An 18,003-nucleotide genomic window follows, 5' to 3' on the forward strand; every position below is an offset into this window, starting at 1 on the left:
ATACGACAACGAATCGCCGTAAACACTCCGGACCTGCCGGAGTCACGGCGAACCCGAAGGCAAAACCGTTGGACAACTCCCTTACTGCTGGCGATCGTTGACGGAATGGATCAGGAGCAGATCTGGGACGCGGATGCCGCACGGCGCTACGACACCCCCGGCACCGGAATGTTCGCACCCGAGGTGCTCGGGCCGACCGTGGACCGGCTGGCCGCGCTGGCGGAGGGCGGAGCCGCTCTCGAGTTCGCCGTGGGCACCGGGCGGGTGGCGATCCCGCTCGCCGGGCGCGGAGTGCCCGTGACCGGCATCGAGCTGTCCCGCCCGATGCTCGAACAGCTGCGGACGAAGGCGGACGAGGCGACGGTCCCCGTGGTCGTCGGCGACATGGCGACCACCCGGGCGCCGGGCACGTACACGCTCGTCTACCTGGTCTTCAACACGATCTCCAACCTGCTCACCCAGGCCGAGCAGGTGGAGTGCTTCCGCAACGCCGCCCGCCACCTCGCGCCCGGAGGGCGGTTCGTGATCGAGCTGTGGGTGCCCGAACTGCGCAAGCTGCCCCCGGGTACACCGGCCACGGTCTGGCACTCCGAGCCGGGCTACATCGGCCTGGACACCTACGACCCGCTGCGGCAACACGTCGTCTCGCACCACTTCACGTTCGCCGAGGAGGGCCACGAGGCCCGGCTGGACCGCAGCCCGCACCGCTACATCTGGCCCGCCGAGCTCGACCTCATGGCCCAGCTGGCCGGGTTCGAGCGGGAGAGCCGGCACGCGGACTGGGCGGGGGCGGAGTTCACCGCCGAGTCCCGCTCCCATGTGTCGGTCTACCGGCTCCCCGCATAGCCGGCCCGTCAGGCAGGCAGGCACGCAGGCAGCCCATCAGGCGGGCCGGTCACGCGTCCCCGTACGCCTCGCCGCCCAGCTCCAGCAGCGCCGTCCCGGCCGTCGTGTCGGCGAGCCAGGCGCGGAAGCCGTCCACGTCGGCGTCCGGGAGGCCGATCTCGATGTCGACCGCCTCGCCGTAGCGGACGTCCCGGACCTCGCGGCCGGTGGCGCGCAGATCGTTCTGGACCTTGCCGGCGCGCTGGTGGTCGACGGTGACGATGGCGAGGCGGAAACGGCGGCGGGTGAGGGTGCCGAGGCTGTCGAGCGCCTCGCCGACGGCGCCACCGTAGGCCCGGATCAGTCCGCCGGCGCCAAGTTTGACTCCGCCGAAGTAGCGGGTGACGACGGCGACGACGTACCGCATGTCGCGGCGCAGCAGCATCTGGAGCATCGGGACGCCTGCCGTACCCCCGGGTTCACCGTCGTCGCTGGCCTTCTGGACGGCGGCGTCGGCGCCGATGACGTAGGCCCAGCAGTTGTGGGTGGCGTCGGCGTGTTCCTTGCGCACGGACGCGATGAACTCCTGGGCCTCCTGCTCGGTCGCCGCCGGGGCGAGGGCGCACAGGAAGCGGGAGCGGTTGACCTCGGTCTCGTGCACGCCCTCCCGGGCGACCGTGCGGTATTCGTCCTGCATCCCGCCACCCTATGCGCTCCGCGCGGGCCTGCTCAGCTCGCCTTCCTGCCCCGGGGCACGATCACCGAGGTGAGCAGCGCGGTGCCCGGGCGCAGGGAGCGCCAGTCGGGCCCGTGCCAGGCCAGGACCGCGATCGCGGACGTGGGGAACTTCAGCCGCACCTCGTCCAGCGCGTGGTCGAGGTCGTCCCCGGCCAGATCGAGGACCAGCTCCTCCAGGCCCGGATTGTGGGCGACGAGCAGCAACGTGCCGACCTCGGCGGGAGTCTCCCGTACGACGTCCAGGAGTTCCGGTACGTCGGCCGCGTACAGCCGCCGGTCGTGGCGGACCGGGGGCGGGGCCTCCCACTCGGCGGAGGCGAGTTCCCAGGTCTGGCGGGCGCGTACGGCGGTGGAGACCAGAGCGAGGTCGGGCACGCAGCCGGTCTCGGCGAGGGCGCGGCCGGCGGCGGGGGCGTCCCGGCGGCCGCGTGCCGCGAGGGGCCGCTTGTGGTCGGGGACGCCCTCCGGCCAGTCGGACTTGGCGTGCCGCAGCACCACGAGCCTGCGCGGCGGTCCGTCCTTTGCGCTCACAGCGGGGCTCCCAGATCGCGGGTGAGGTCGAGGCCGAGGACACGGTCGGCGTAGGCGTACGTCTCGAAGCGGGCGCCGTACGGCAGCTCCGGCCCGGCGTCCTCCACCCACCGCAGCACCCTCAGCACTTCGGGTACGTCCAGGTCGTCCTCCCAGGCGGTACGGAGCCGTCCGCGCACGTCGTCCGGGACGGGCCGCGAGGGTCGCCGCGCCCAGTCGGCGACGGCTCTCCGCCAGCGTACGAGAGTCTCGCCGGCCTCGCCCACCGCCGCCGCGTCCAGGCGGACGGGTTCGGTGCGGGGCCGGGTGAGAAGCGCGAGGCGGAGCACGGCGGGGTCGTCCGGGACCGCGCCCTCCACCCCGGCCACGGCGATCCGCACCCCGTCGGGCTCCGGACCGTCCTCACCCACCACGTGCAGGATCTGCGCCTCCCCCACCCCGGAGCCCAGTTCGTGGCCGTCCTCGAAGGGGTGCATGCCGAGGGCGGTGGCGCCGGCCCGCAGCTCCGCCTGCTGATGCTCGCCGGTGAGCAGCGTCCACACGGGTGTTCCGGCGAGTTCCAGCGCCCTCACCAGCACGTCGGCGACGAGCAGGACACGGAGCGAGCCCGCGCCGTACCCCGAGGCATGCACCTGCACGCGGGTCAGACCACGGCGGACGGGGGCGGCGACGACGGCTTCGCCGTTTCGGGCGTCGGTGATGCACAGCACGAGGCGAGCCTATGCGCTCCGCTGGGAGTGGCGCGATGTTCCGTCGTTTGTCTGCGGCACCGTTGTGGCTGGGCGCGCAGTTCCCCGCGCCCCTTTCCCCCCGGGCGGGGGAAAGGGGCGCGGTTCGCAGGCCTGGGGGCGGAATCAGGGGCCGGCGCCGCGTGTTGTACGGCCCGGCAGATGCTGTCCGACATGCCTCAGGAGGCCGACGGTGTACGGCGACGACGCGACGATCCGCAAGATCCTCACCGGGCTCGGTGACACCTGGGCCGTGGTGGGGCTGTCGACGAACCACCGGCGGGCCGCGTACGGCGTCGCCGCGGTGCTGAAGCGCTACGGCAAGCGGGTCGTGCCGGTCCATCCGAAGGCGGAGACGGTGCACGGGGAGCAGGGGTACGCCTCCCTCGCGGACATCCCCTTCGACGTGGACGTCGTCGACGTCTTCGTCAACAGCGACCTCGCCGGTGCCGTCGCCGACGAGGCGGTCGCCAAGGGGGCGAAGGCGGTGTGGTTCCAGCTGGACGTCGTCGACGAGGCGGCGTACGAGCGGACGCGCGCGGCGGGCCTGGAGATGGTGATGGACCGCTGCCCGGCGATCGAGATCCCGCGCCTGGGCTGACGCCGGACCGGGTCTCCCCGGCACACAGGATTCCCGGGCATGCTGGGCGCTCGTATGCCCGAGAACGAGAACCAGAACCAGAACGCCTCCGCACGGTGCTGCATGCCCTCCGGGGGCGGCCACGCCGAGCCCTCGCGTGCGCTGCCCGTGCCCTCGCTCCATGCCGTCGCCGCCGACGGCATGGTGGAGCTGCCCGGCGGTGAGTTCCTGATGGGTTCCGAGGACTCGGAGGGCTTTCCGGCGGACGGCGAGGGGCCCGTGCGGGGGGTGCGGGTGGCCCCCTTCCGGATCGACGCGTACGCCGTCGGCAACGACCGGTTCGCGGAGTTCGTCGCGGACACCGGGCATGTCACGGACGCCGAGCGGCTCGGGTGGTCGTACGTGTTCGCGGGGTTCCTGCCGGGCGCGCTGCGCCGCGACTCGCCGCGCCCCGAGCGAACCCCCTGGTGGTGCGCGGTCTCCGGGGCGGCCTGGAACCGGCCGGAGGGGCCCGGCAGCTCTCTGGACGGACGCGGGGGCCATCCGGTGGTGCACGTGTCGTGGTTCGACGCGGCCGCCTACGCCGCGTGGGCGGGCGGTCGGCTGCCCACCGAGGCCGAGTGGGAGTACGCGGCCCGGGGCGGTCTGGAGCAGAAGCGCTATCCGTGGGGCGACGAACTGAACCCCGGCGGGGAATTCCGCTGCAACATCTGGCGGGGCACCTTCCCGACGAAGAACACGGCCGCCGACGGATACCGCGGAACCGCGCCCGTCGGCGCGTTCGCACCGAACGGATTCGGGCTGTACAACATGTCGGGCAACGTCTGGGAGTGGTGTGCGGACGCATGGTCCGCGCAGAGCCCGGTTTTGAAGGTGATCCGGGGCGGCTCGCACATGTGCCACGCCTCCTACTGCAACCGCTACCGCGTGGCCGCCCGCAGCGCCAACACCCCTGACAGCTCCAGCGGACACGCGGGTTTCCGCTGTGCCCGGGACGTCTGAGGAGCGGCGGCCCGGTCGACCATGACCCGATAATGACCGGGTGACCACCAACTCCCCTTCCTTCCAGCGCACTCAGGTCGTCATCGTCGGCGCGGGCCCCGCGGGGCTCACGGTCGGGAACATCCTGCGGGCCGCGTCCGTCGACTGCGTCGTCCTGGAGACGGAGAGCCGTGCGTTCATCGAGCAGCGGCCGCGGGCCGGCGTCATCGAGGAGTGGGCCGTGGGCGGGCTGCGCGAGCGCGGACTGGCCGACCACCTGCTGGCGCGCGCCCAGCGCCACACGGCGTGCGAGTTCCGCTTCGGCGGCGAGCGGTACCGCTTCTCCTACGGCGATCTGACGGGTCGTCACCACTGGGTGTACCCGCAGCCGTTGCTGGTGACCGATCTGGTCCGCGAGTACGTCGACGTGCGCGGCGGGGACGCCCGGTTCTCGGTGCGCGACGTCGAGCTGCACGACCTGGACACCGGGCACCCCTCCGTGTCGTACAGCTGCGGGGAGAGCGGTGAACGGCGGATGTTCGCCTGTGACTTCGTGGTCGGCGCCGACGGCGCGCGCGGGGTCAGCAGGGCCGCGATACCGCCGGAGCACGCGCGCATCGCCCGGCACGACTACGGCATCGGCTGGCTGGCGCTGCTCGCCGAGGCGCCGCCGTCCTCCGACTGCGTGCTGTTCGGCGTGCACGAGAACGGGTTCGCGGGGCACATGGCCCGCAGCCCCGAGGTCACCCGCTACTACCTCCAGTGTCCGCCCGGCGACGACCCGGAGAACTGGCCCGACGACCGGATCTGGTCCGAGCTGCACGTACGGCTCGCGGGCGGCTCGGGCGCCCAGCCGCTCACGGAAGGCCCGCTGATCGAGAAGCGGGTGCTCGACATGCACGACTACGTAGTGGAGCCGATGACGTACGGGCGGCTCTTCCTGGCCGGTGACGCGGCCCACCTGGTCGCGCCGATCGCCGCGAAGGGCATGAACCTCGCCCTGCATGACGCGTTCCTGCTGGGCGACGCGCTGGTGGGCTACCTCGACGGCGGGGACGGGGACGGGCTGGACGGCTACTCGGAGGCGTGTCTGCGGCGGGTGTGGGACTACCAGGAGTTCTCGCAGTGGCTGTCGGAGGTCTACCACGGGACGTCCGCCAAGGATCCGTTCCGGGCAGGCACGACGTTCGCGCGGCTGCGCCGGCTGTTCACCTCGCCGGTGGCCGCGGCGGCCTTCGCCGAGCAGTACCTCGGGAGCGCCGAGCGCTATTGATCCATCGACCCATCGACCCATCGACCTATTGATAACGACTAGTCGTGGGGCGGCTGGTCGCCGAGGCGGTGGTCGGCCACGTTCAGGGCCTCGTCGACCAGGCGGCGCAGATGGCCGTCGGAGAGGGAGTAGATCACCCGGCGGCCCTCCTTGCGGGTCTGCACGAGCCCGGCCAGCCTGAGCCGCGCCAGGTGCTGGCTGACCGCGGGCCGGGCGGCCCCGCATGCCTCCGTCAGCGTGGTCACATCGGCCTCGCCCGAGGTCAGGGCGTGCAGCAGGGTGAGCCGGGTGCGGTCGCCCAGCAGGGCGAGCAGCTCGGCGGCGAGCGCGAGCTGCTCCTCGCCGGGGGTGCGCGGGTGCACATGGTGTGCAGGTGATAGGTGCGTGCGTGCGCTCATACGCACATAATGAGGGAGTGGACGGATGCGCGTCCACCCCCGGCGCAGCGGAAGGGACCCACGTGAGCGAGCAGCACGACCACGGGCACGAGCACCACCACGGACACGCGCACGAGCATCCGCACCACCACTCCCCTGCGGCCTCCCTCCTCCGCCACCGCCTCTCCCATCTCCTGACCCCCCACTCCCACGAGACCGCCGACAAGCTCGACGGGGCCCTGGAGTCCTCGGCCCGGGGCATGCGCGCGCTGTGGGTCTCGCTGGCGGTGCTGGGCGTGACGGCGCTCGCCCAGGCGGTCGTGGTGGTGGTCTCGGGGTCGGTGGCGCTGCTCGGCGACACGGTGCACAACGCGGCGGACGCGCTGACCGCCGTACCGCTGGGCATCGCCTTCGTGGTGGGCCGGCGGGCGGCCACCCGGCGGTTCACCTACGGCTACGGGCGCGCCGAGGACCTGGCGGGCCTCGCGATCGTGCTGACCATCGCCGCGTCGGCGGTCTTCGCCGGATGGACGGCGGTGGAGCGGCTGCTGAACCCGCGACCGGTCGAGCATGTGGGCGCGGTCGCGGTGGCCGCACTGGTCGGCTTCGCGGGGAACGAGTGGGTGGCCCGGTACCGCATCCGGGTGGGCCGCTCGATCGGCTCGGCGGCGCTGGTGGCGGACGGGCTGCACGCGCGCACGGACGGGTTCACCTCACTGGCCGTGCTGCTCGGCGCGGGCGGTTCGGCGCTGGGGTGGCAGCTCGCCGACCCGGTGGTGGGGCTGGCGATCACGGCGGCGATCGCGCTGGTGCTGCGGGACGCGGCGCGGGAGGTGTTCCGGCGGGTGCTGGACGCCGTCGACCCGGCGCTGGTCGACCGGGCCGAGCGGGCCCTGCTGGACGTCGAAGGGGTGTGCGGGGTGGGCGAGTTGCGGCTGCGCTGGATCGGGCACCGGCTGCGGGCCGAGGTGGCGGTCGTGGTGGACGGCGAGGCGACGGTACGTCAGGCGCACGCGATCGCCGTGCACGCGGAGCACGCGCTGCTGCACGCGGTCCCGCGACTCACCGCGGCCCTGGTGCACGCGGATCCGGCACCGGTGCCGGGCGAGGCGGATCCGCATCTGGCCCTCGCCCACCACACGGCGGCGTGAGGCGGATCCGCATCTGGCCCTCGCCCACCACACGGCGGCGTGAGGCGGATCCGCATCTGGCCCTCGCCCACCACACGGCGGCCTGACGACGGTCAGGCGCCGAGCCCTTCCAGCACCACCGCACCCGGCAGTTCGGCGAACGCCTTGCCCGGGACGAGGAGCTTGCCGCGCCGGCGTCCGCTGCCCACCAGGACCCACGGCAGGTCGACGACGGCGGAGTCCACCAGCACCGGCCAGGCCGCGGGGAGCCCGATCGGGGTGATCCCGCCGTACTCCATGCCGGTCTCCCCCACCGCCGTGTCCATGGCGGCGAAGGACGCCTTGCGGGCGTTCAACTGCCTGCGGACCACGCCGTTGACGTCGACACGGGTGGTGGACAGGACGACACACGCGGCGAGGGTGGTCTCACCGCCGCGCTTGCCCGCGACGACGACACAGTTCGCGGACCACTCCAGCAGGTCCCGGCCGTAGTGCTCGACGAAGACGGCCGTGTCGGCCCACTGCGGGTCGGTGTCGACGTAGACGATCCGGTCGGCGGGCACGCTGCCGCTCCAGTGGCGTACGGCGTCGGCGACGGGGCCGGTCAGCTCGTCCAGGCAGTCGGGGGCCGGGGCGGCGGTGTCGAAGTCTCCGATGGGTGCGCGCATGCCGGCACGCTAACAAGATCCGCGGCGGCCACGGCGGGGCGTCTCAGCGCACGGGCGGGACGGAGACCGCCAGCACCAGCTCCGCCGGGACGTCGCCCTGATTGCCGTAGGAGTGCGGGGCGTTGGCCTCGAAGGTGACGCTCGCACCGGCCGGGACGCGGTACTCCTCGCCCTCGACGGTGAGGGTCAGCTCGCCCGCCGTGACATGGATGATCTCGAACGTGCCCACGGGGTGCGGATCCGAGGCGCTGCCCTCGCCCGGCATCAGCCGCCAGTCCCACATCTCCAGCGGGCCCGGAGCCTCGGTACCGGCGAGCAGGCGGCTGAAACTGCCCGCCTCGGTGTGCCACAGCCGGACCACCTGGTCGGCCGGGACGACCCGCACCTTCGGTCCCTGCTCGTAGTCGAGCAGGGTGGTGACGCTGATACCGAGCGCGTCACCGATCTTCACGACCGTCCCGATGCTCGGGTTGGTGCGGGCCTGCTCGATCTGGATGAGCATGCCCCGGCTGACGCCTGCGCGGGCGGCGAGCACGTCCAGGGTGAAGCCGCGCACCGCACGCCAGTGCTTGACGTTGCGCGCCAGGGACTGGGTCAGCAGGTCGAGGTCCGCCACATTCCGTCCAATATTTTGGATGACAGGGTTCACCATGTTGCACTAGCGTGGGTGCACCTGATGGTGCACCGAACTGTACTGCGAGGGACCGTGACCGCACTCTTCGCCCTGGCCACCAGCCTGCTGTGGGGACTGGCCGACTTCGGCGGCGGGCTGCTAACGCGCCGCGCCCCCGCGCTGACGGTCGTCATGGTGTCGCAGTCGATCGCGGCCGTCGTCGTCGGCGTGATCGTGCTCGCCACGGGCGGCTGGAGCGAGGCGGGCCCCCGCCTGTGGTTCGCGGTCGCCGCCGGACTGGTGGGCCCGCTCGCCCTGCTCTCCTTCTACCAGGCCCTGGCCCTCGGCCCGATGGGCGTGGTCTCCCCGCTGGCCGCCCTGAGTGTGGCCGTCCCGGTCTCGGCCGGCCTGTTCCTCGGCGAACGCCCCGGGCTGACGCAGGTCGCGGGCATCGCGGTCGCGGTCCTGGGCGTGGTCCTGGCGGGCGGCCCGCAGCTGCGCGGCGCGGCGGTCCAGCGGCGGGCCGTCCTGCTCACCCTGGTCTCGGCGCTCGGCTTCGGCACCGTCTTCACGCTCGTCATCGAGGCGTCGACGACCCCCACCGGCCTGTTCCTCGCCCTGTTCGTGCAGCGCGGTACCAGTGTGGCGGTGGGCGGTGTCGCCCTGTACGCGGCCGCCCGGCGTGGCGCCCCCGCGCTCCCCCGGGGCGGGCTGCCCCTCTCCGCGCTGCCGGCGTACGCCTTCGTCGGTCTCACCGACGTCGCCGCCAACGGCACCTACGCGGTCGCCGCCCAGCGCGGCCCGGTCACGGTGGCCGCGGTGCTCGCCTCGCTCTACCCGGTGGTGACGGCCCTGGCCGCACGCGGCTTCCTGCGCGAGCGGCTGCGCGCGATCCAGGCGGCGGGCGCGGGGCTGGCACTCCTCGGCACCTTGCTGCTGGCGACCGGCTGAGTCACTGCCGGGGCCGGCTGGCCGGCTGGCCGGGTCGGACCGCGCCGAGTCAGCCCTCGGGCTCCAACTGCGCGAGCTTCTCCACGGTCTCCTCGTCCAGCTCCGACAGTGCGACCAGCTGGTCCGAGGTGATCCCGTCGGGTATCGGCACCGGCGCGGGTGTCCGCAGCGGCGGCTGCCACCCGTCATCGGGAGTCCAGCGTCGTACGACCTTGGCGGGCGCGCCCGCGACGACGGCGTGGTCGGGCACGGTCCCGCGCACCACGGCCCCCGCCGCGACGACGACGTTCCGCCCGATCCGCGCCCCCGGCAGGATCACCGCACCGGTGCCGATCCAGCAGCCGGGCCCGATCTCCACCGGCTCCATGCGCGGCCACTGCTTGCCGATGGGCTCGTGCGGGTCGTCGTAGGAATGGTTGGTGGACGTCACATAGACGTACGGCCCGAAGTAGCAGTCGCTGCCGATGGTGACCGTCGTGTCGGCGATGACATGGCTGCCCCGGCCGAGGACGACACCGTCGCCGACGCGCAGGATCGGGTCGGGGCCGAGGTCGAGGTCGGGCATCAGACCGGCCGTCAGGGTGACCTGCTCGCCGACGATGCAGTGCGAGCCGATGTGGATCCAGGGTTCGCCGAAGACGGTGCCGAGCGGGAAGGCGAGCCGGGTCGCCGGGCCGATCGAGCCGAAGCGGAGACGTCCGGGGCGCTCGGCGGTCACGGAACCCGTGCGCTGCACCCACGCCCAGCCCGCGTGGACGGCGCGCTGCACGAGGCGGCCCCGCCAGGATGAGAACGTGTTCTTGCGCTTCGGCACCCGCTCACCGTACTCAGGGCGCCCTGCCGGGATACGGCCCGAGGCCTGTGATCTTCGCCCCACCCGGTGGCGTACGGTGCGACGGTACGGGCCGTACGGGCCGTACAAGCGGTACGAGCGGTACGGCGGACACGAGGAGACGGTGAGACGGGTGACGACGCACAAGGCGCTGATCGTGGGCATCGGCGGCAGGGAACCGAACGTCGACGAGGAGGCGTTCGTGGCACCGACGGCCTCGGTCGTCGGAGACGTGACGCTGGAGGCGGGGGCCAGCGTCTGGTACGGCGCGGTCGTGCGCGGCGACGTCGAGCGGATCACCGTCCGCCGCGACGCCAACATCCAGGACAACGTGACCCTGCACGCCGACCCCGGCTTCCCCGTGACGGTCGGCGAACGCGTCTCCGTCGGCCACAACGCGGTCGTCCACGGCGCGACCGTCGGCGACGACTGCCTGATCGGCATGGGCGCGACGGTCCTCAACGGCGCGGTGATCGGGGCGGGTTCGCTGGTCGCGGCCCAGGCGTTGGTACCGCAGGGGATGGAGGTGCCGCCGGGCTCACTGGTGGCGGGGGTCCCGGCGAAGGTGAAGCGGGAGCTGACGGAGGAGGAGAGGCAGGGTGTGACGTTGAACGGCACGTTGTACGCGGACCTGGCCAAGGCTCACAAGGAAATCCACGAGTAAGGGGGCATGCTGCCGCCCGGGCACAATGAAGAAGTGAACGACGAGCCCATACCCGTCAGCCGCGCCGTCGACCACGGCACCGCCAAGCTCATGCCCGATGTCGACCGGGAGCGGGCCTGGCTGCTGACGGTCGACGGCGCGCCGCAGTCGTACGTCGATCTGGACGCGCCGACGCATCTGGAGTTCGAGTACGCCCAGCGGCTCGGGCACGTCCTGGACACCGTCGCCGAGCCGGGACGGCCCCTGGACGTGCTGCACCTGGGCGGGGGCGCGCTCACCCTGCCCCGGTACGTGGCCGTCACCCGGCCGGGCTCACGGCAGGACGTCGTCGAGGCCGACCGGGGACTGCTGGAGCTGGTCGTCGAGCATCTGCCGCTCCCGGCCGGCGCCGGAGTCGCGCTGCACACGGCCGACGCCCGCGCCTGGCTGGAGGCGGCACCCGAGGACTCGGCGGACGTGCTCGTCGCCGACGTCTTCGGCGGCTCCCGGGTCCCCGCGCACCTGACCTCCCTCGCCTACGCCCGTGAGGCCGACCGGGTGCTGCGCGGCGACGGCGTCTACCTCGCCAACCTCGCCGACGCGGCGCCCTTCGGCTTCCTGCGCTCCCAACTGGCCAACTTCGCGGCGGTGTTCGGGGAGCTGGTGCTCATCGCCGAACCGGCCGTCCTACGGGGCCGCCGGTTCGGCAACGCGGTCCTCGTCGCCGCGCACCACCCCGTCGACGTGGCCGCCCTGGCCCGCCGTACCGCCTCGGACGCGTTCCCGGCCCGGGTGGAACACGGCCCCGGGCTACGACGGTTCATCGGCGACGCGCGTCCGGTACGGGACGAGGACGCCGTACCGTCCCCCGAGCCACCGGACGGGGCGTTCGGCATCGGCTGAGCCGGCCGTGCCGCCGCGGCCCCTCACGCAACCGGATCCCGGTCGCCCTCCGGTTCGCTGTCCGCGACCGCCGTCCCACCCGTCACCGGCCTTGTACGCCGCGTCAGATGCCGTACGTCCGGCACACACAGGACCGCCGCCGTGACCACGACGACGAGACCGGCGCACCCCCACAGCGAGGCCGTACGGCCGAAGGCGGACTCGGCCGGTCCCGCGAGAGCCGTCGCGACCGGGACCATCGCCACCGAACCGAACCAGTCGTAGGCGCAGACCCGGGAGAGCTTGTCCTCGCTGATTTGCTGGTGGAGCGCGGTCATCCAGGACACGCCGAAGACCTCCACCGTCACGCCGGTCGTGAACATCACCGCGCACAGGGCGCCGATCGGGACCGGTACGGCGAGGGCGGCCGAGGGGAGGGCCAGGGGGAAGACGCACAGGGTGCCGGCGAGGAGGAGGCGGTGGGGTTTCCAGCGGGTCATCAGGAGGGCGCCCACGACCGTGCCGGCGCCGTAGAAGCCGAGGGCCAGTCCCCAGGGGGCCGCCCCGCCCAGGTGGTCCCGGGCGACGAGGGGGCCGTAGACCGCGTCCGCCGCGGCCACGACGGCGTTCGCGAGGGAGAACTGCAAAACGATGCCCCACAGCCAGGGCCGGCTGCTGAACTCCTGCCAGCCCTCCCGCAGGTCGGCGAGCATCCCGCCACCCGGTTGGCGTGCGGGAATGTGCCGTACGTCGAGGAGGGAGCGCAGCGAGCCCGCGAGGGCGAAGGCGGCGGCGTCGGCCGCGAGCACCCATCCGGGGCCGATCACGGCGACCATCGCGCCGCCGAGGGCCGCGCCGCCCAGGCCCGCGCCCTGCATCGCCATCCGGAACACCGCGAACGCCCGCCCGGCCTGTTCGCCCCGGACCGAGGAGAGCAGCATGCCCTCGGCCGCGGGGGAGAAGAACGCCTGGCCGGTGCCGCCCAGCGCGGTCAGCAGCATCATCTGCCAGAGCCGGGGCTCGCCGAGCAGGACAAGGGCCGCGAAGGTGCCCTGCGAGAGACAGTTCAGGGCGTTGGCGGCGACCATCACCCGGTGCCGGGGCAGCCGGTCGGCGACCGCGCCGCCGATCAGCAGGAACAGCACCAGCGGCAGGGTGCGGGCGGCGGCCACCAGCCCCACGTCACCGCCGTCGCCGCCCGACTCCAGGACGGCGAACGCGGCGGCGATGAGCGCCCCGTGGCTGCCCAGGTTCGTCACGAACGCGGCGATGGTCAGCAGACTGTAGTTGCGGCCCGCCCAGGAGGGTTTGCGCAGGCGGCGAGGGGGGTCGGCGGATGGCGTCACCGGCCGACTATCCCCGCCCGCCCCCCGGTGTGCCAAACGGATTACCCGTCGGACACACCCGGTGGGCCGGGCCGGCCGGGTCAGGTCGCCGTGGGCTCGCCGTGCCAGCGTACGGTGCTCAGGATCTGCATGACCGTCGCCTTCGGGACCTCGTCCTCGACGCCCTTGGCTCCGAGCCAGTTCCACGACACGTAGTCGCCCGCGGAGTTCTTGAAGCCGAAGGTGATCGCCTTGCCGTCGCTGTCGCACTCGCCCTTCTGGGGCGTGTTCTTCGACTGGGCCCAGGCGTAACTGCCCTTGATGCCGGAGGCGGTGGTGAAGGGCGTCGCCTTCTCGTCGAAGGTGAGGCTCTTCTTGTCCGGCTCGGTGTAGCCGCCGAAGACCCACCACGCCGGGGTGTTGACGGCGATCTCGTCGGTGTTCTTGGCCCCTTCGGCGCCCTTGGTGCCGACCAGCGCCAGCGGCGTGTAGTCGGTCTTGCCGTCCTTGTCGCTGTCGGTGCCGCACCACTTGGACTTGTACTCGGCCACCCCCGACATCAGGATCGAGCCGTAGCCGCTGGGCTCCTCCTTGTCCTCCCACTCGAAGCCCCGGCTGACGCCCGGCTTCTCGATCTCCCAGTCCGCCGGCACGTCGAAGGCGAGACCCCACTTGGCGTTCACCACGACCTTCCAGCCCGAGACGGTCGCCTTCTCCTCCTCGTTGTCACGAGGGTTGTCGTCGGTGCCGGCGGAGGCGGAGGCGGAAGCGGAGGCGGAGGCGGACGCGGTTGCCGAGGGGCTGGTGCTGCCCTTGGCCACGTTGCCCTTGTCGTCGTCCTTGGCGCCCAGCACCAGATAGCCGGTCACCCCGGCGGCCACGACCACAGCCGTGGCGGCGACGATCGCGACCAGCTTCGTGCGGTCGCCCCCGCCGCCTCCACCGCCGGGCGCGGGCTGAGGTCCGCCCGCGGCCGTCGGGGCGCCCCACTGCGGCTGCTGCGCATACGGGTTGGGCTGCTGATAGCCGGGCTGCTGGTAGCCGGGCTGCTGGTACGGATTCGGCTGCTGGTACCCCGGCTGCTGGTACGGATTGTTCTGCGCCTGCGGGTTCTGCTCTCCCCCGGGCGGCTGGTTTCCTGGCCACATGGCCTGAAACCCTAGTGCCGTCCGGGACGCGGTGGGGGCACCGGCCCTGGCCAGGTGGGCTACTCGTGGGTAACATCGCGGCATGAGCGCAGACCAGATGTCCATCGGCGAGATGCTCGCCGCCACCGTGCCCATGGCCCGGACCCTCAATCTCCAGTTCCTGGAGACCGGCCGGGACCGGGCCGTGGTCGCCCTGCCGGACCAGGGCGACTTCCACAACCACGTGGGCGGCCCGCATGCCGGTGCGATGTTCACGCTCGGCGAGTCCGCCAGCGGCGCGATCGTGCTGGCCGCGTTCGGGGATCAGCTCTCGCGTGCCGTGCCGCTCGCCGTGAGCGCCGAGATCGCGTACAAGAAGCTCGCGATGGGTGCCGTCACCGCCACCGCGACCCTGGGCCGCCCGGCCGCCGAGGTCGCCGCCCAGCTCGACGCGGGGGAGCGCCCCGAGTTCCCGGTCACGGTCGAGATCCGGCGCGCCGACGGTGCCGTCACCGGCGAGATGACCGTCGTATGGACGCTCCGTCCCAACGGCTGAGCGGCGCGCGGACGTGACGCGGGCCGCTCTCCCTCGGGCGTCAGGCCGCCAGCCGCTCCGGTCCGGAGCCGCGCTCGCCGCTCTCCAGGTCCGCCACGAACTCCTTCAGCCAGGCCACGAACTCCGGGCCCAGGTCGGGCCGGTCGCAGGCCAGCCGGACCACCGTGCGCAGGTAGTCGGCCTTGTCGCCGGTGTCGTAGCGGCGGCCGGAGAAGACCACGCCGTGCACCGTGCCGTCCGCGGCGAGTTCCTGCAAGGCGTCGGTGAGCTGGATCTCGCCGCCGCGCCCGGGCTCGGTGCGTTCCAGGACGTCGAAGACCGCCGGGTCGAGGACATAGCGCCCGATGACCGCGTACCGGCTCGGTGCCGCCTCCCGTGAGGGCTTCTCCACCAGTCCCGTGACGCGTACGACGCCGTCCTCGCCGGACGGTTCGACCGCCGCGCAGCCGTAGAGGTGGACCTGCTCCGGCGGGACCTCCATCAGTGCGACGACGCTGCCCGCGTACCGCTCGCGGACCTCCAGCATCCGGCTGAGCAGGGTCTCGCGCGGGTCGATGAGGTCGTCGCCGAGGAGTACGGCGAAGGGCTGGTCGCCGACGTGGTGGCGGGCGCACAGCACCGCGTGGCCGAGACCGAGCGGGTCGCCCTGCCGGATGTGGTGGATGTCGGCGAGTTGGGCCGGGTCGCGCACCGCGTCCAGTCGTACGGTGTCGCCCTTGGCGGCCAGGGCCTGCTCCAGCTCGAAGGCGTGGTCGAAGTGGTCCTCGATGGCCCGCTTGTGGCGGCCGGTGACCATCAGGACGTCGTCCAGACCGGCCGCGGCGGCCTCCTCGACGACGTACTGGATGGCCGGCTTGTCGACGACCGGGAGCATCTCCTTCGGGGTCGCCTTCGTCGCGGGCAGGAAGCGGGTGCCGAGGCCCGCCGCCGGGACGACCGCCTTGCGGACCGTGGGTGCGGAGTGGGGGGTACTCATGGGGATCAGAGTGGACGAAGGGGATGGGAGAAGCCCGGGAGTCCCCTTGGAGATTCCTGTGCGGCTCCCGGCCGGGCGGACCGTACGCGTACGGAGCTGACCCGGGGCTAGGAGGTGCAGACGTCCTTCAGTTCGGCGGCCGCCTCGTCGATCGCGGAGGAGTCCGGGGTGTCGCCGTTCAGGATGTCCTTGTTGTAGTCCTCGATCGCCTGGTTGAGCTTGTCCACCGCCTTGTCGACCTCGCTGTCGTCCGACTCGTCGTTGATCCTGTCCAGGTTCTTCTCGATCGTGGTGATGGAGTCCTCCGTCCTGGACGGGTCCTCGATCGCGTCCGCGCCCGCCTTGTTGATCGCCGTGATGCTGTCCGTGATGTCGTCGGCGTTCGACAGACAGTCGACCGTGTCACCGAACTCGCAGCCGGTGAGCAGGCCGGTGGTCAGCGCGAGAGCTGCGGCGGCGGAGGCGATGACGGCGGTGCGGCGGCGCCGGCGGTTCACGGCCATGGAAGGGGTCCCTTCTTCGCTGGTGTCCTGACTTCGCTGGTGTCCTGACTTCGCTGTTGTCCTGCCGACCACGATCACGTGCGCGGAGTCCCGTCACGAGGGGCCGTACTCCCCGATCCGTGGTGTAGCCCGCTCCACCACGGATCGCGGCCGGGTCGGGCCGAACCGGTAGGCTTCCCGCCAGCAGGCGATGTTCAAGGGATGTCAAAGGGGAGGACCGCCGGTGCACGTCCAGGAGTGGCTCGACACGGTGCCCGCGGTGGCCGTCTACGCCGTGGTCGGTCTGGTCATCGGGCTGGAGAGCCTCGGCATCCCGCTGCCCGGCGAGATCATCCTGGTCTCGGCCGCGCTCCTGTCCTCCCAGCACGCCGGTATCAACCCCGTCGTGCTCGGCGCGGTCGCCTCCGCCGGCGCCGTGATCGGCGACTCCATCGGCTACGCCATCGGCCGCAAGGGCGGACGCCCGCTGCTGGCCTGGCTGGGCAGGAAGTTCCCGAAGCACTTCGGCGAGGGGCACATCGCCACGGCCGAGCGGTCCTTCGAGAAGTGGGGCATGTGGGCCGTGTTCTTCGGCCGCTTCATCGCCCTGCTCCGCATCTTCGCCGGGCCGCTCGCGGGTGTGCTGCACATGCCGTACTGGAAGTTCCTCATCGCCAACGTGCTGGGCGGGATCGTGTGGGCGGGCGGGACCACGGCCGTCATCTACTACGTGGGTGTCGTCGCCGAGTCCTGGCTGAAGAGGTTCTCCTATCTGGGGCTTGTGGTGGCGGCCCTGATCGGACTGACGTCGTTCCTGGTCATCAAGCGCAAGGCGAAGAAGGCGCAGGCGGCACAGCAGGAAGCGGAACCGGTTCCTGCCGGGGAGTGAGCCGCCCTTACCGGGACTCGTGCAGAAAGCCCCGGCGTTCACGCCGGGGATGAATACATCTCAAGGCTGCTCTGACGTGCACTTCAAAGCGGACGTTTCTGCTGCTCGATGTACTGGCGGACGATCGCCAATGGTGCTCCGCCGCAAGATGCGGAGAAATACGAGGGCGACCACAGGTGCCCGTGCATGATGGCGCGGTTGATCCGGCCGGTGAATTCCTGCCGTATCCGGCGAGCGGAGACGCCCTTGAGGCTGTTGACCAGCTTCGAGACGGCGACCTTGGGCGGGTAGTGCACCAGAAGGTGGACGTGATCGCGTTCGCCGTTGAACTCCTTCAGCTCCGCTTCGAAGTCCTCGCAGACCTTGCGCATGATCTCTTCGCAGCGCGTCAGCATGTCGTTGTCGTACCGGGCCTACCCGGACGCCTCCCGGCGCCGTGCGCCGGCCAGTGCGTTCGGGTGCGCCCGCGTGGTGTGGAACGACTGCCTGCGCGAGCGGAAACAAGCGCACGCGGCAGGGCTGCCGTACGTGACGTCGGCCGAGCTGTCCCGGCTCCGCATCACCCAGGCCAACGCACTGAGGAGCGCGCCTGGCTCGCCGACGTCTCAGCGGTCGTCCTACAACAGTCCCTGCGGGACCTGGACGCCGCCTACAAGAACTTCTTCGACAGCCTCAGGGGCAAGCGGCAGGGCCGCAAGGCCGGCCCTCCCCGCTACAAGTCGAAGAAGGACACCCGGCAGTCGATCCGCCTCAACACCGACGCCTTCTTGCTGCAGGACGACGGCACGGTGTACGTGGCGAAGGTCGGCATCCTCAAGGTCAAGTGGTCCCGCCGGCTTCCGGCCCCACCCACGTCCCTGACCGTCACCAAGGAGCCCCCGCTTCCTGCGCCGCGC

Annotated in this window: 21 protein-coding genes and 3 pseudogenes; 12 read left to right on the forward strand and 12 right to left on the reverse strand. The window is 72.1% G+C overall.

Annotated features, from left to right (window positions below; translation table 11 throughout):
- Nucleotides 1-105 precede the first annotated feature (105 nt).
- A complete protein-coding gene (locus ACLZN2_RS34430; RefSeq protein WP_416983364.1) occupies nucleotides 106-846 on the forward strand; it encodes a class I SAM-dependent methyltransferase in 741 nt (246 codons plus the stop codon).
- A 49-nt stretch (nucleotides 847-895) separates the two neighbouring features.
- Here ACLZN2_RS34430 and ACLZN2_RS34435 read toward each other — a convergent pair whose 3' ends face one another.
- Genes ACLZN2_RS34435 through ACLZN2_RS34445 form a run of 3 tightly spaced genes read right to left on the reverse strand, consistent with a single transcriptional unit; the run spans nucleotide 896 to nucleotide 2,804 of the window.
- Nucleotides 896-1,522 carry a YigZ family protein gene (locus ACLZN2_RS34435; RefSeq protein WP_416983365.1) on the reverse strand — a complete coding sequence of 209 codons (627 nt, stop codon included), beginning with the start codon at nucleotides 1,520-1,522 and terminating at the stop codon, nucleotides 896-898.
- Between the two features lie 32 nt (nucleotides 1,523-1,554).
- Nucleotides 1,555-2,094, reverse strand: a complete 540-nt coding sequence (locus tag ACLZN2_RS34440; RefSeq protein ID WP_416983366.1) for a SixA phosphatase family protein — start codon at nucleotides 2,092-2,094, stop codon at nucleotides 1,555-1,557.
- Nucleotides 2,091-2,804, reverse strand: a complete 714-nt coding sequence (locus tag ACLZN2_RS34445; protein ID WP_416983367.1) for a hypothetical protein — start codon at nucleotides 2,802-2,804, stop codon at nucleotides 2,091-2,093. The genes ACLZN2_RS34440 and ACLZN2_RS34445 overlap by 4 nt, the downstream gene beginning before the upstream one ends.
- Before the next feature lie 211 nt (nucleotides 2,805-3,015).
- On the opposite strand from ACLZN2_RS34445, the gene ACLZN2_RS34450 reads away from it, so the two are divergent.
- Genes ACLZN2_RS34450 through ACLZN2_RS34460 form a run of 3 tightly spaced genes read left to right on the forward strand, consistent with a single transcriptional unit; the run spans nucleotide 3,016 to nucleotide 5,656 of the window.
- Nucleotides 3,016-3,423: a CoA-binding protein gene (locus tag ACLZN2_RS34450; protein WP_416983368.1), complete on the forward strand. Its 408-nt coding sequence runs from the start codon at nucleotides 3,016-3,018 to the stop codon at nucleotides 3,421-3,423.
- A gap of 54 nt (nucleotides 3,424-3,477) precedes the next feature.
- Complete coding sequence (locus tag ACLZN2_RS34455) at nucleotides 3,478-4,404, forward strand: formylglycine-generating enzyme family protein (protein WP_416983369.1); 927 nt, start codon at nucleotides 3,478-3,480, stop codon at nucleotides 4,402-4,404.
- Between the two features lie 40 nt (nucleotides 4,405-4,444).
- Complete coding sequence (locus tag ACLZN2_RS34460) at nucleotides 4,445-5,656, forward strand: 4-hydroxybenzoate 3-monooxygenase (RefSeq protein WP_416983370.1); 1,212 nt, start codon at nucleotides 4,445-4,447, stop codon at nucleotides 5,654-5,656.
- Between the two features lie 38 nt (nucleotides 5,657-5,694).
- Here the strand turns inward: ACLZN2_RS34460 and ACLZN2_RS34465 are convergent, their stop codons facing one another.
- Nucleotides 5,695-6,054, reverse strand: a complete 360-nt coding sequence (locus ACLZN2_RS34465) for an ArsR/SmtB family transcription factor (protein WP_416983371.1) — start codon at nucleotides 6,052-6,054, stop codon at nucleotides 5,695-5,697.
- A 62-nt stretch (nucleotides 6,055-6,116) separates the two neighbouring features.
- Between ACLZN2_RS34465 and ACLZN2_RS34470 the strand changes: the two genes are divergently transcribed.
- Nucleotides 6,117-7,184 (forward strand): cation diffusion facilitator family transporter, encoded by a 1,068-nt coding sequence (locus tag ACLZN2_RS34470; RefSeq protein WP_416983372.1) that lies wholly within the window; start codon nucleotides 6,117-6,119, stop codon nucleotides 7,182-7,184.
- A 92-nt stretch (nucleotides 7,185-7,276) separates the two neighbouring features.
- Here the strand turns inward: ACLZN2_RS34470 and ACLZN2_RS34475 are convergent, their stop codons facing one another.
- A complete protein-coding gene (locus ACLZN2_RS34475; RefSeq protein WP_416983373.1) occupies nucleotides 7,277-7,831 on the reverse strand; it encodes a YbaK/EbsC family protein in 555 nt (184 codons plus the stop codon).
- Between the two features lie 43 nt (nucleotides 7,832-7,874).
- On the reverse strand, nucleotides 7,875-8,447 hold the full coding sequence (locus tag ACLZN2_RS34480; RefSeq protein ID WP_416983387.1) for a helix-turn-helix domain-containing protein: 573 nt from the start codon (nucleotides 8,445-8,447) through the stop codon (nucleotides 7,875-7,877).
- Nucleotides 8,448-8,537: 90 nt separating this feature from the next.
- Between ACLZN2_RS34480 and ACLZN2_RS34485 the strand changes: the two genes are divergently transcribed.
- Nucleotides 8,538-9,395, forward strand: a complete 858-nt coding sequence (locus ACLZN2_RS34485) for an EamA family transporter (protein ID WP_416983374.1) — start codon at nucleotides 8,538-8,540, stop codon at nucleotides 9,393-9,395.
- A gap of 49 nt (nucleotides 9,396-9,444) precedes the next feature.
- On the opposite strand, the gene ACLZN2_RS34490 is transcribed toward ACLZN2_RS34485, so the two are convergent.
- The gene (locus tag ACLZN2_RS34490) at nucleotides 9,445-10,209 is read right to left on the reverse strand and encodes an acyltransferase (RefSeq protein ID WP_416983376.1); all 765 of its coding nucleotides are present in this window, start codon (nucleotides 10,207-10,209) and stop codon (nucleotides 9,445-9,447) included.
- Nucleotides 10,210-10,360: 151 nt separating this feature from the next.
- Here ACLZN2_RS34490 and ACLZN2_RS34495 point away from each other — a divergent pair, with 151 nt between their 5' ends.
- Complete coding sequence (locus ACLZN2_RS34495; protein WP_416983389.1) at nucleotides 10,361-10,891, forward strand: gamma carbonic anhydrase family protein; 531 nt, start codon at nucleotides 10,361-10,363, stop codon at nucleotides 10,889-10,891.
- Nucleotides 10,892-10,897: 6 nt separating this feature from the next.
- Entirely contained in the window at nucleotides 10,898-11,773 is an 876-nt protein-coding gene (locus tag ACLZN2_RS34500; protein ID WP_416983377.1) for a spermidine synthase, read from the forward strand.
- A gap of 23 nt (nucleotides 11,774-11,796) precedes the next feature.
- On the opposite strand, the gene ACLZN2_RS34505 is transcribed toward ACLZN2_RS34500, so the two are convergent.
- Nucleotides 11,797-13,098 carry an MFS transporter gene (locus ACLZN2_RS34505; protein WP_416983378.1) on the reverse strand — a complete coding sequence of 434 codons (1,302 nt, stop codon included), beginning with the start codon at nucleotides 13,096-13,098 and terminating at the stop codon, nucleotides 11,797-11,799.
- A gap of 80 nt (nucleotides 13,099-13,178) precedes the next feature.
- Nucleotides 13,179-14,225, reverse strand: coding sequence for a hypothetical protein (locus tag ACLZN2_RS34510; RefSeq protein WP_416983380.1), 1,047 nt, complete (start codon nucleotides 14,223-14,225; stop codon nucleotides 13,179-13,181).
- A 97-nt stretch (nucleotides 14,226-14,322) separates the two neighbouring features.
- Here ACLZN2_RS34510 and ACLZN2_RS34515 point away from each other — a divergent pair, with 97 nt between their 5' ends.
- Nucleotides 14,323-14,760 (forward strand): DUF4442 domain-containing protein, encoded by a 438-nt coding sequence (locus ACLZN2_RS34515; RefSeq protein WP_416983390.1) that lies wholly within the window; start codon nucleotides 14,323-14,325, stop codon nucleotides 14,758-14,760.
- Between the two features lie 40 nt (nucleotides 14,761-14,800).
- Here ACLZN2_RS34515 and galU read toward each other — a convergent pair whose 3' ends face one another.
- Nucleotides 14,801-15,736, reverse strand: a complete 936-nt coding sequence (gene galU / locus ACLZN2_RS34520; protein ID WP_416983381.1) for a UTP--glucose-1-phosphate uridylyltransferase GalU — start codon at nucleotides 15,734-15,736, stop codon at nucleotides 14,801-14,803.
- Nucleotides 15,737-15,843: 107 nt separating this feature from the next.
- Complete coding sequence (locus tag ACLZN2_RS34525; RefSeq protein ID WP_416983382.1) at nucleotides 15,844-16,239, reverse strand: hypothetical protein; 396 nt, start codon at nucleotides 16,237-16,239, stop codon at nucleotides 15,844-15,846.
- A gap of 223 nt (nucleotides 16,240-16,462) precedes the next feature.
- Here ACLZN2_RS34525 and ACLZN2_RS34530 point away from each other — a divergent pair, with 223 nt between their 5' ends.
- Nucleotides 16,463-17,107, forward strand: a complete 645-nt coding sequence (locus ACLZN2_RS34530; protein WP_416983383.1) for a DedA family protein — start codon at nucleotides 16,463-16,465, stop codon at nucleotides 17,105-17,107.
- Nucleotides 17,108-17,190: 83 nt separating this feature from the next.
- Here ACLZN2_RS34530 and tnpA read toward each other — a convergent pair.
- Nucleotides 17,191-17,511 (reverse strand): annotated as a pseudogene (gene tnpA, locus ACLZN2_RS34535) (IS200/IS605 family transposase); the annotation flags it as partial.
- On the opposite strand from tnpA, the pseudogene ACLZN2_RS34540 reads away from it, so the two are divergent.
- Together ACLZN2_RS34540 and ACLZN2_RS34545 are read left to right on the forward strand one after the other, a co-directional pair.
- Nucleotides 17,501-17,572, forward strand: a pseudogene (locus ACLZN2_RS34540) (hypothetical protein); the annotation flags it as partial. The pseudogenes tnpA and ACLZN2_RS34540 overlap by 11 nt on opposite strands.
- A gap of 8 nt (nucleotides 17,573-17,580) precedes the next feature.
- Nucleotides 17,581-18,003 (forward strand): annotated as a pseudogene (locus ACLZN2_RS34545) (hypothetical protein); the annotation flags it as partial.

The sequence above is a fragment of the Streptomyces sp. T028 genome (assembly GCF_048159505.1).
Classification (GTDB): Bacteria; Actinomycetota; Actinomycetes; order Streptomycetales; family Streptomycetaceae; genus Streptomyces.

Excerpts from the sequence above, each read along its gene's own strand:
- ACLZN2_RS34430 (WP_416983364.1), top strand. The coding sequence starts at position 106 with ATGGATCAGGAGCAGATCTGGGACGCGGATGCCGCACGGCGCTACGAC.
- ACLZN2_RS34435 (WP_416983365.1), bottom strand. The coding sequence starts at position 1,522 with ATGCAGGACGAATACCGCACGGTCGCCCGGGAGGGCGTGCACGAGACC.
- ACLZN2_RS34455 (WP_416983369.1), top strand. The coding sequence starts at position 3,478 with ATGCCCGAGAACGAGAACCAGAACCAGAACGCCTCCGCACGGTGCTGC.
- ACLZN2_RS34465 (WP_416983371.1), bottom strand. The coding sequence starts at position 6,054 with ATGAGCGCACGCACGCACCTATCACCTGCACACCATGTGCACCCGCGC.
- ACLZN2_RS34475 (WP_416983373.1), bottom strand. The coding sequence starts at position 7,831 with ATGCGCGCACCCATCGGAGACTTCGACACCGCCGCCCCGGCCCCCGAC.
- ACLZN2_RS34500 (WP_416983377.1), top strand. The coding sequence starts at position 10,898 with ATGCTGCCGCCCGGGCACAATGAAGAAGTGAACGACGAGCCCATACCC.
- ACLZN2_RS34510 (WP_416983380.1), bottom strand. The coding sequence starts at position 14,225 with ATGTGGCCAGGAAACCAGCCGCCCGGGGGAGAGCAGAACCCGCAGGCG.
- ACLZN2_RS34515 (WP_416983390.1), top strand. The coding sequence starts at position 14,323 with ATGTCCATCGGCGAGATGCTCGCCGCCACCGTGCCCATGGCCCGGACC.
- galU (WP_416983381.1), bottom strand. The coding sequence starts at position 15,736 with ATGAGTACCCCCCACTCCGCACCCACGGTCCGCAAGGCGGTCGTCCCG.
- ACLZN2_RS34525 (WP_416983382.1), bottom strand. The coding sequence starts at position 16,239 with ATGGCCGTGAACCGCCGGCGCCGCCGCACCGCCGTCATCGCCTCCGCC.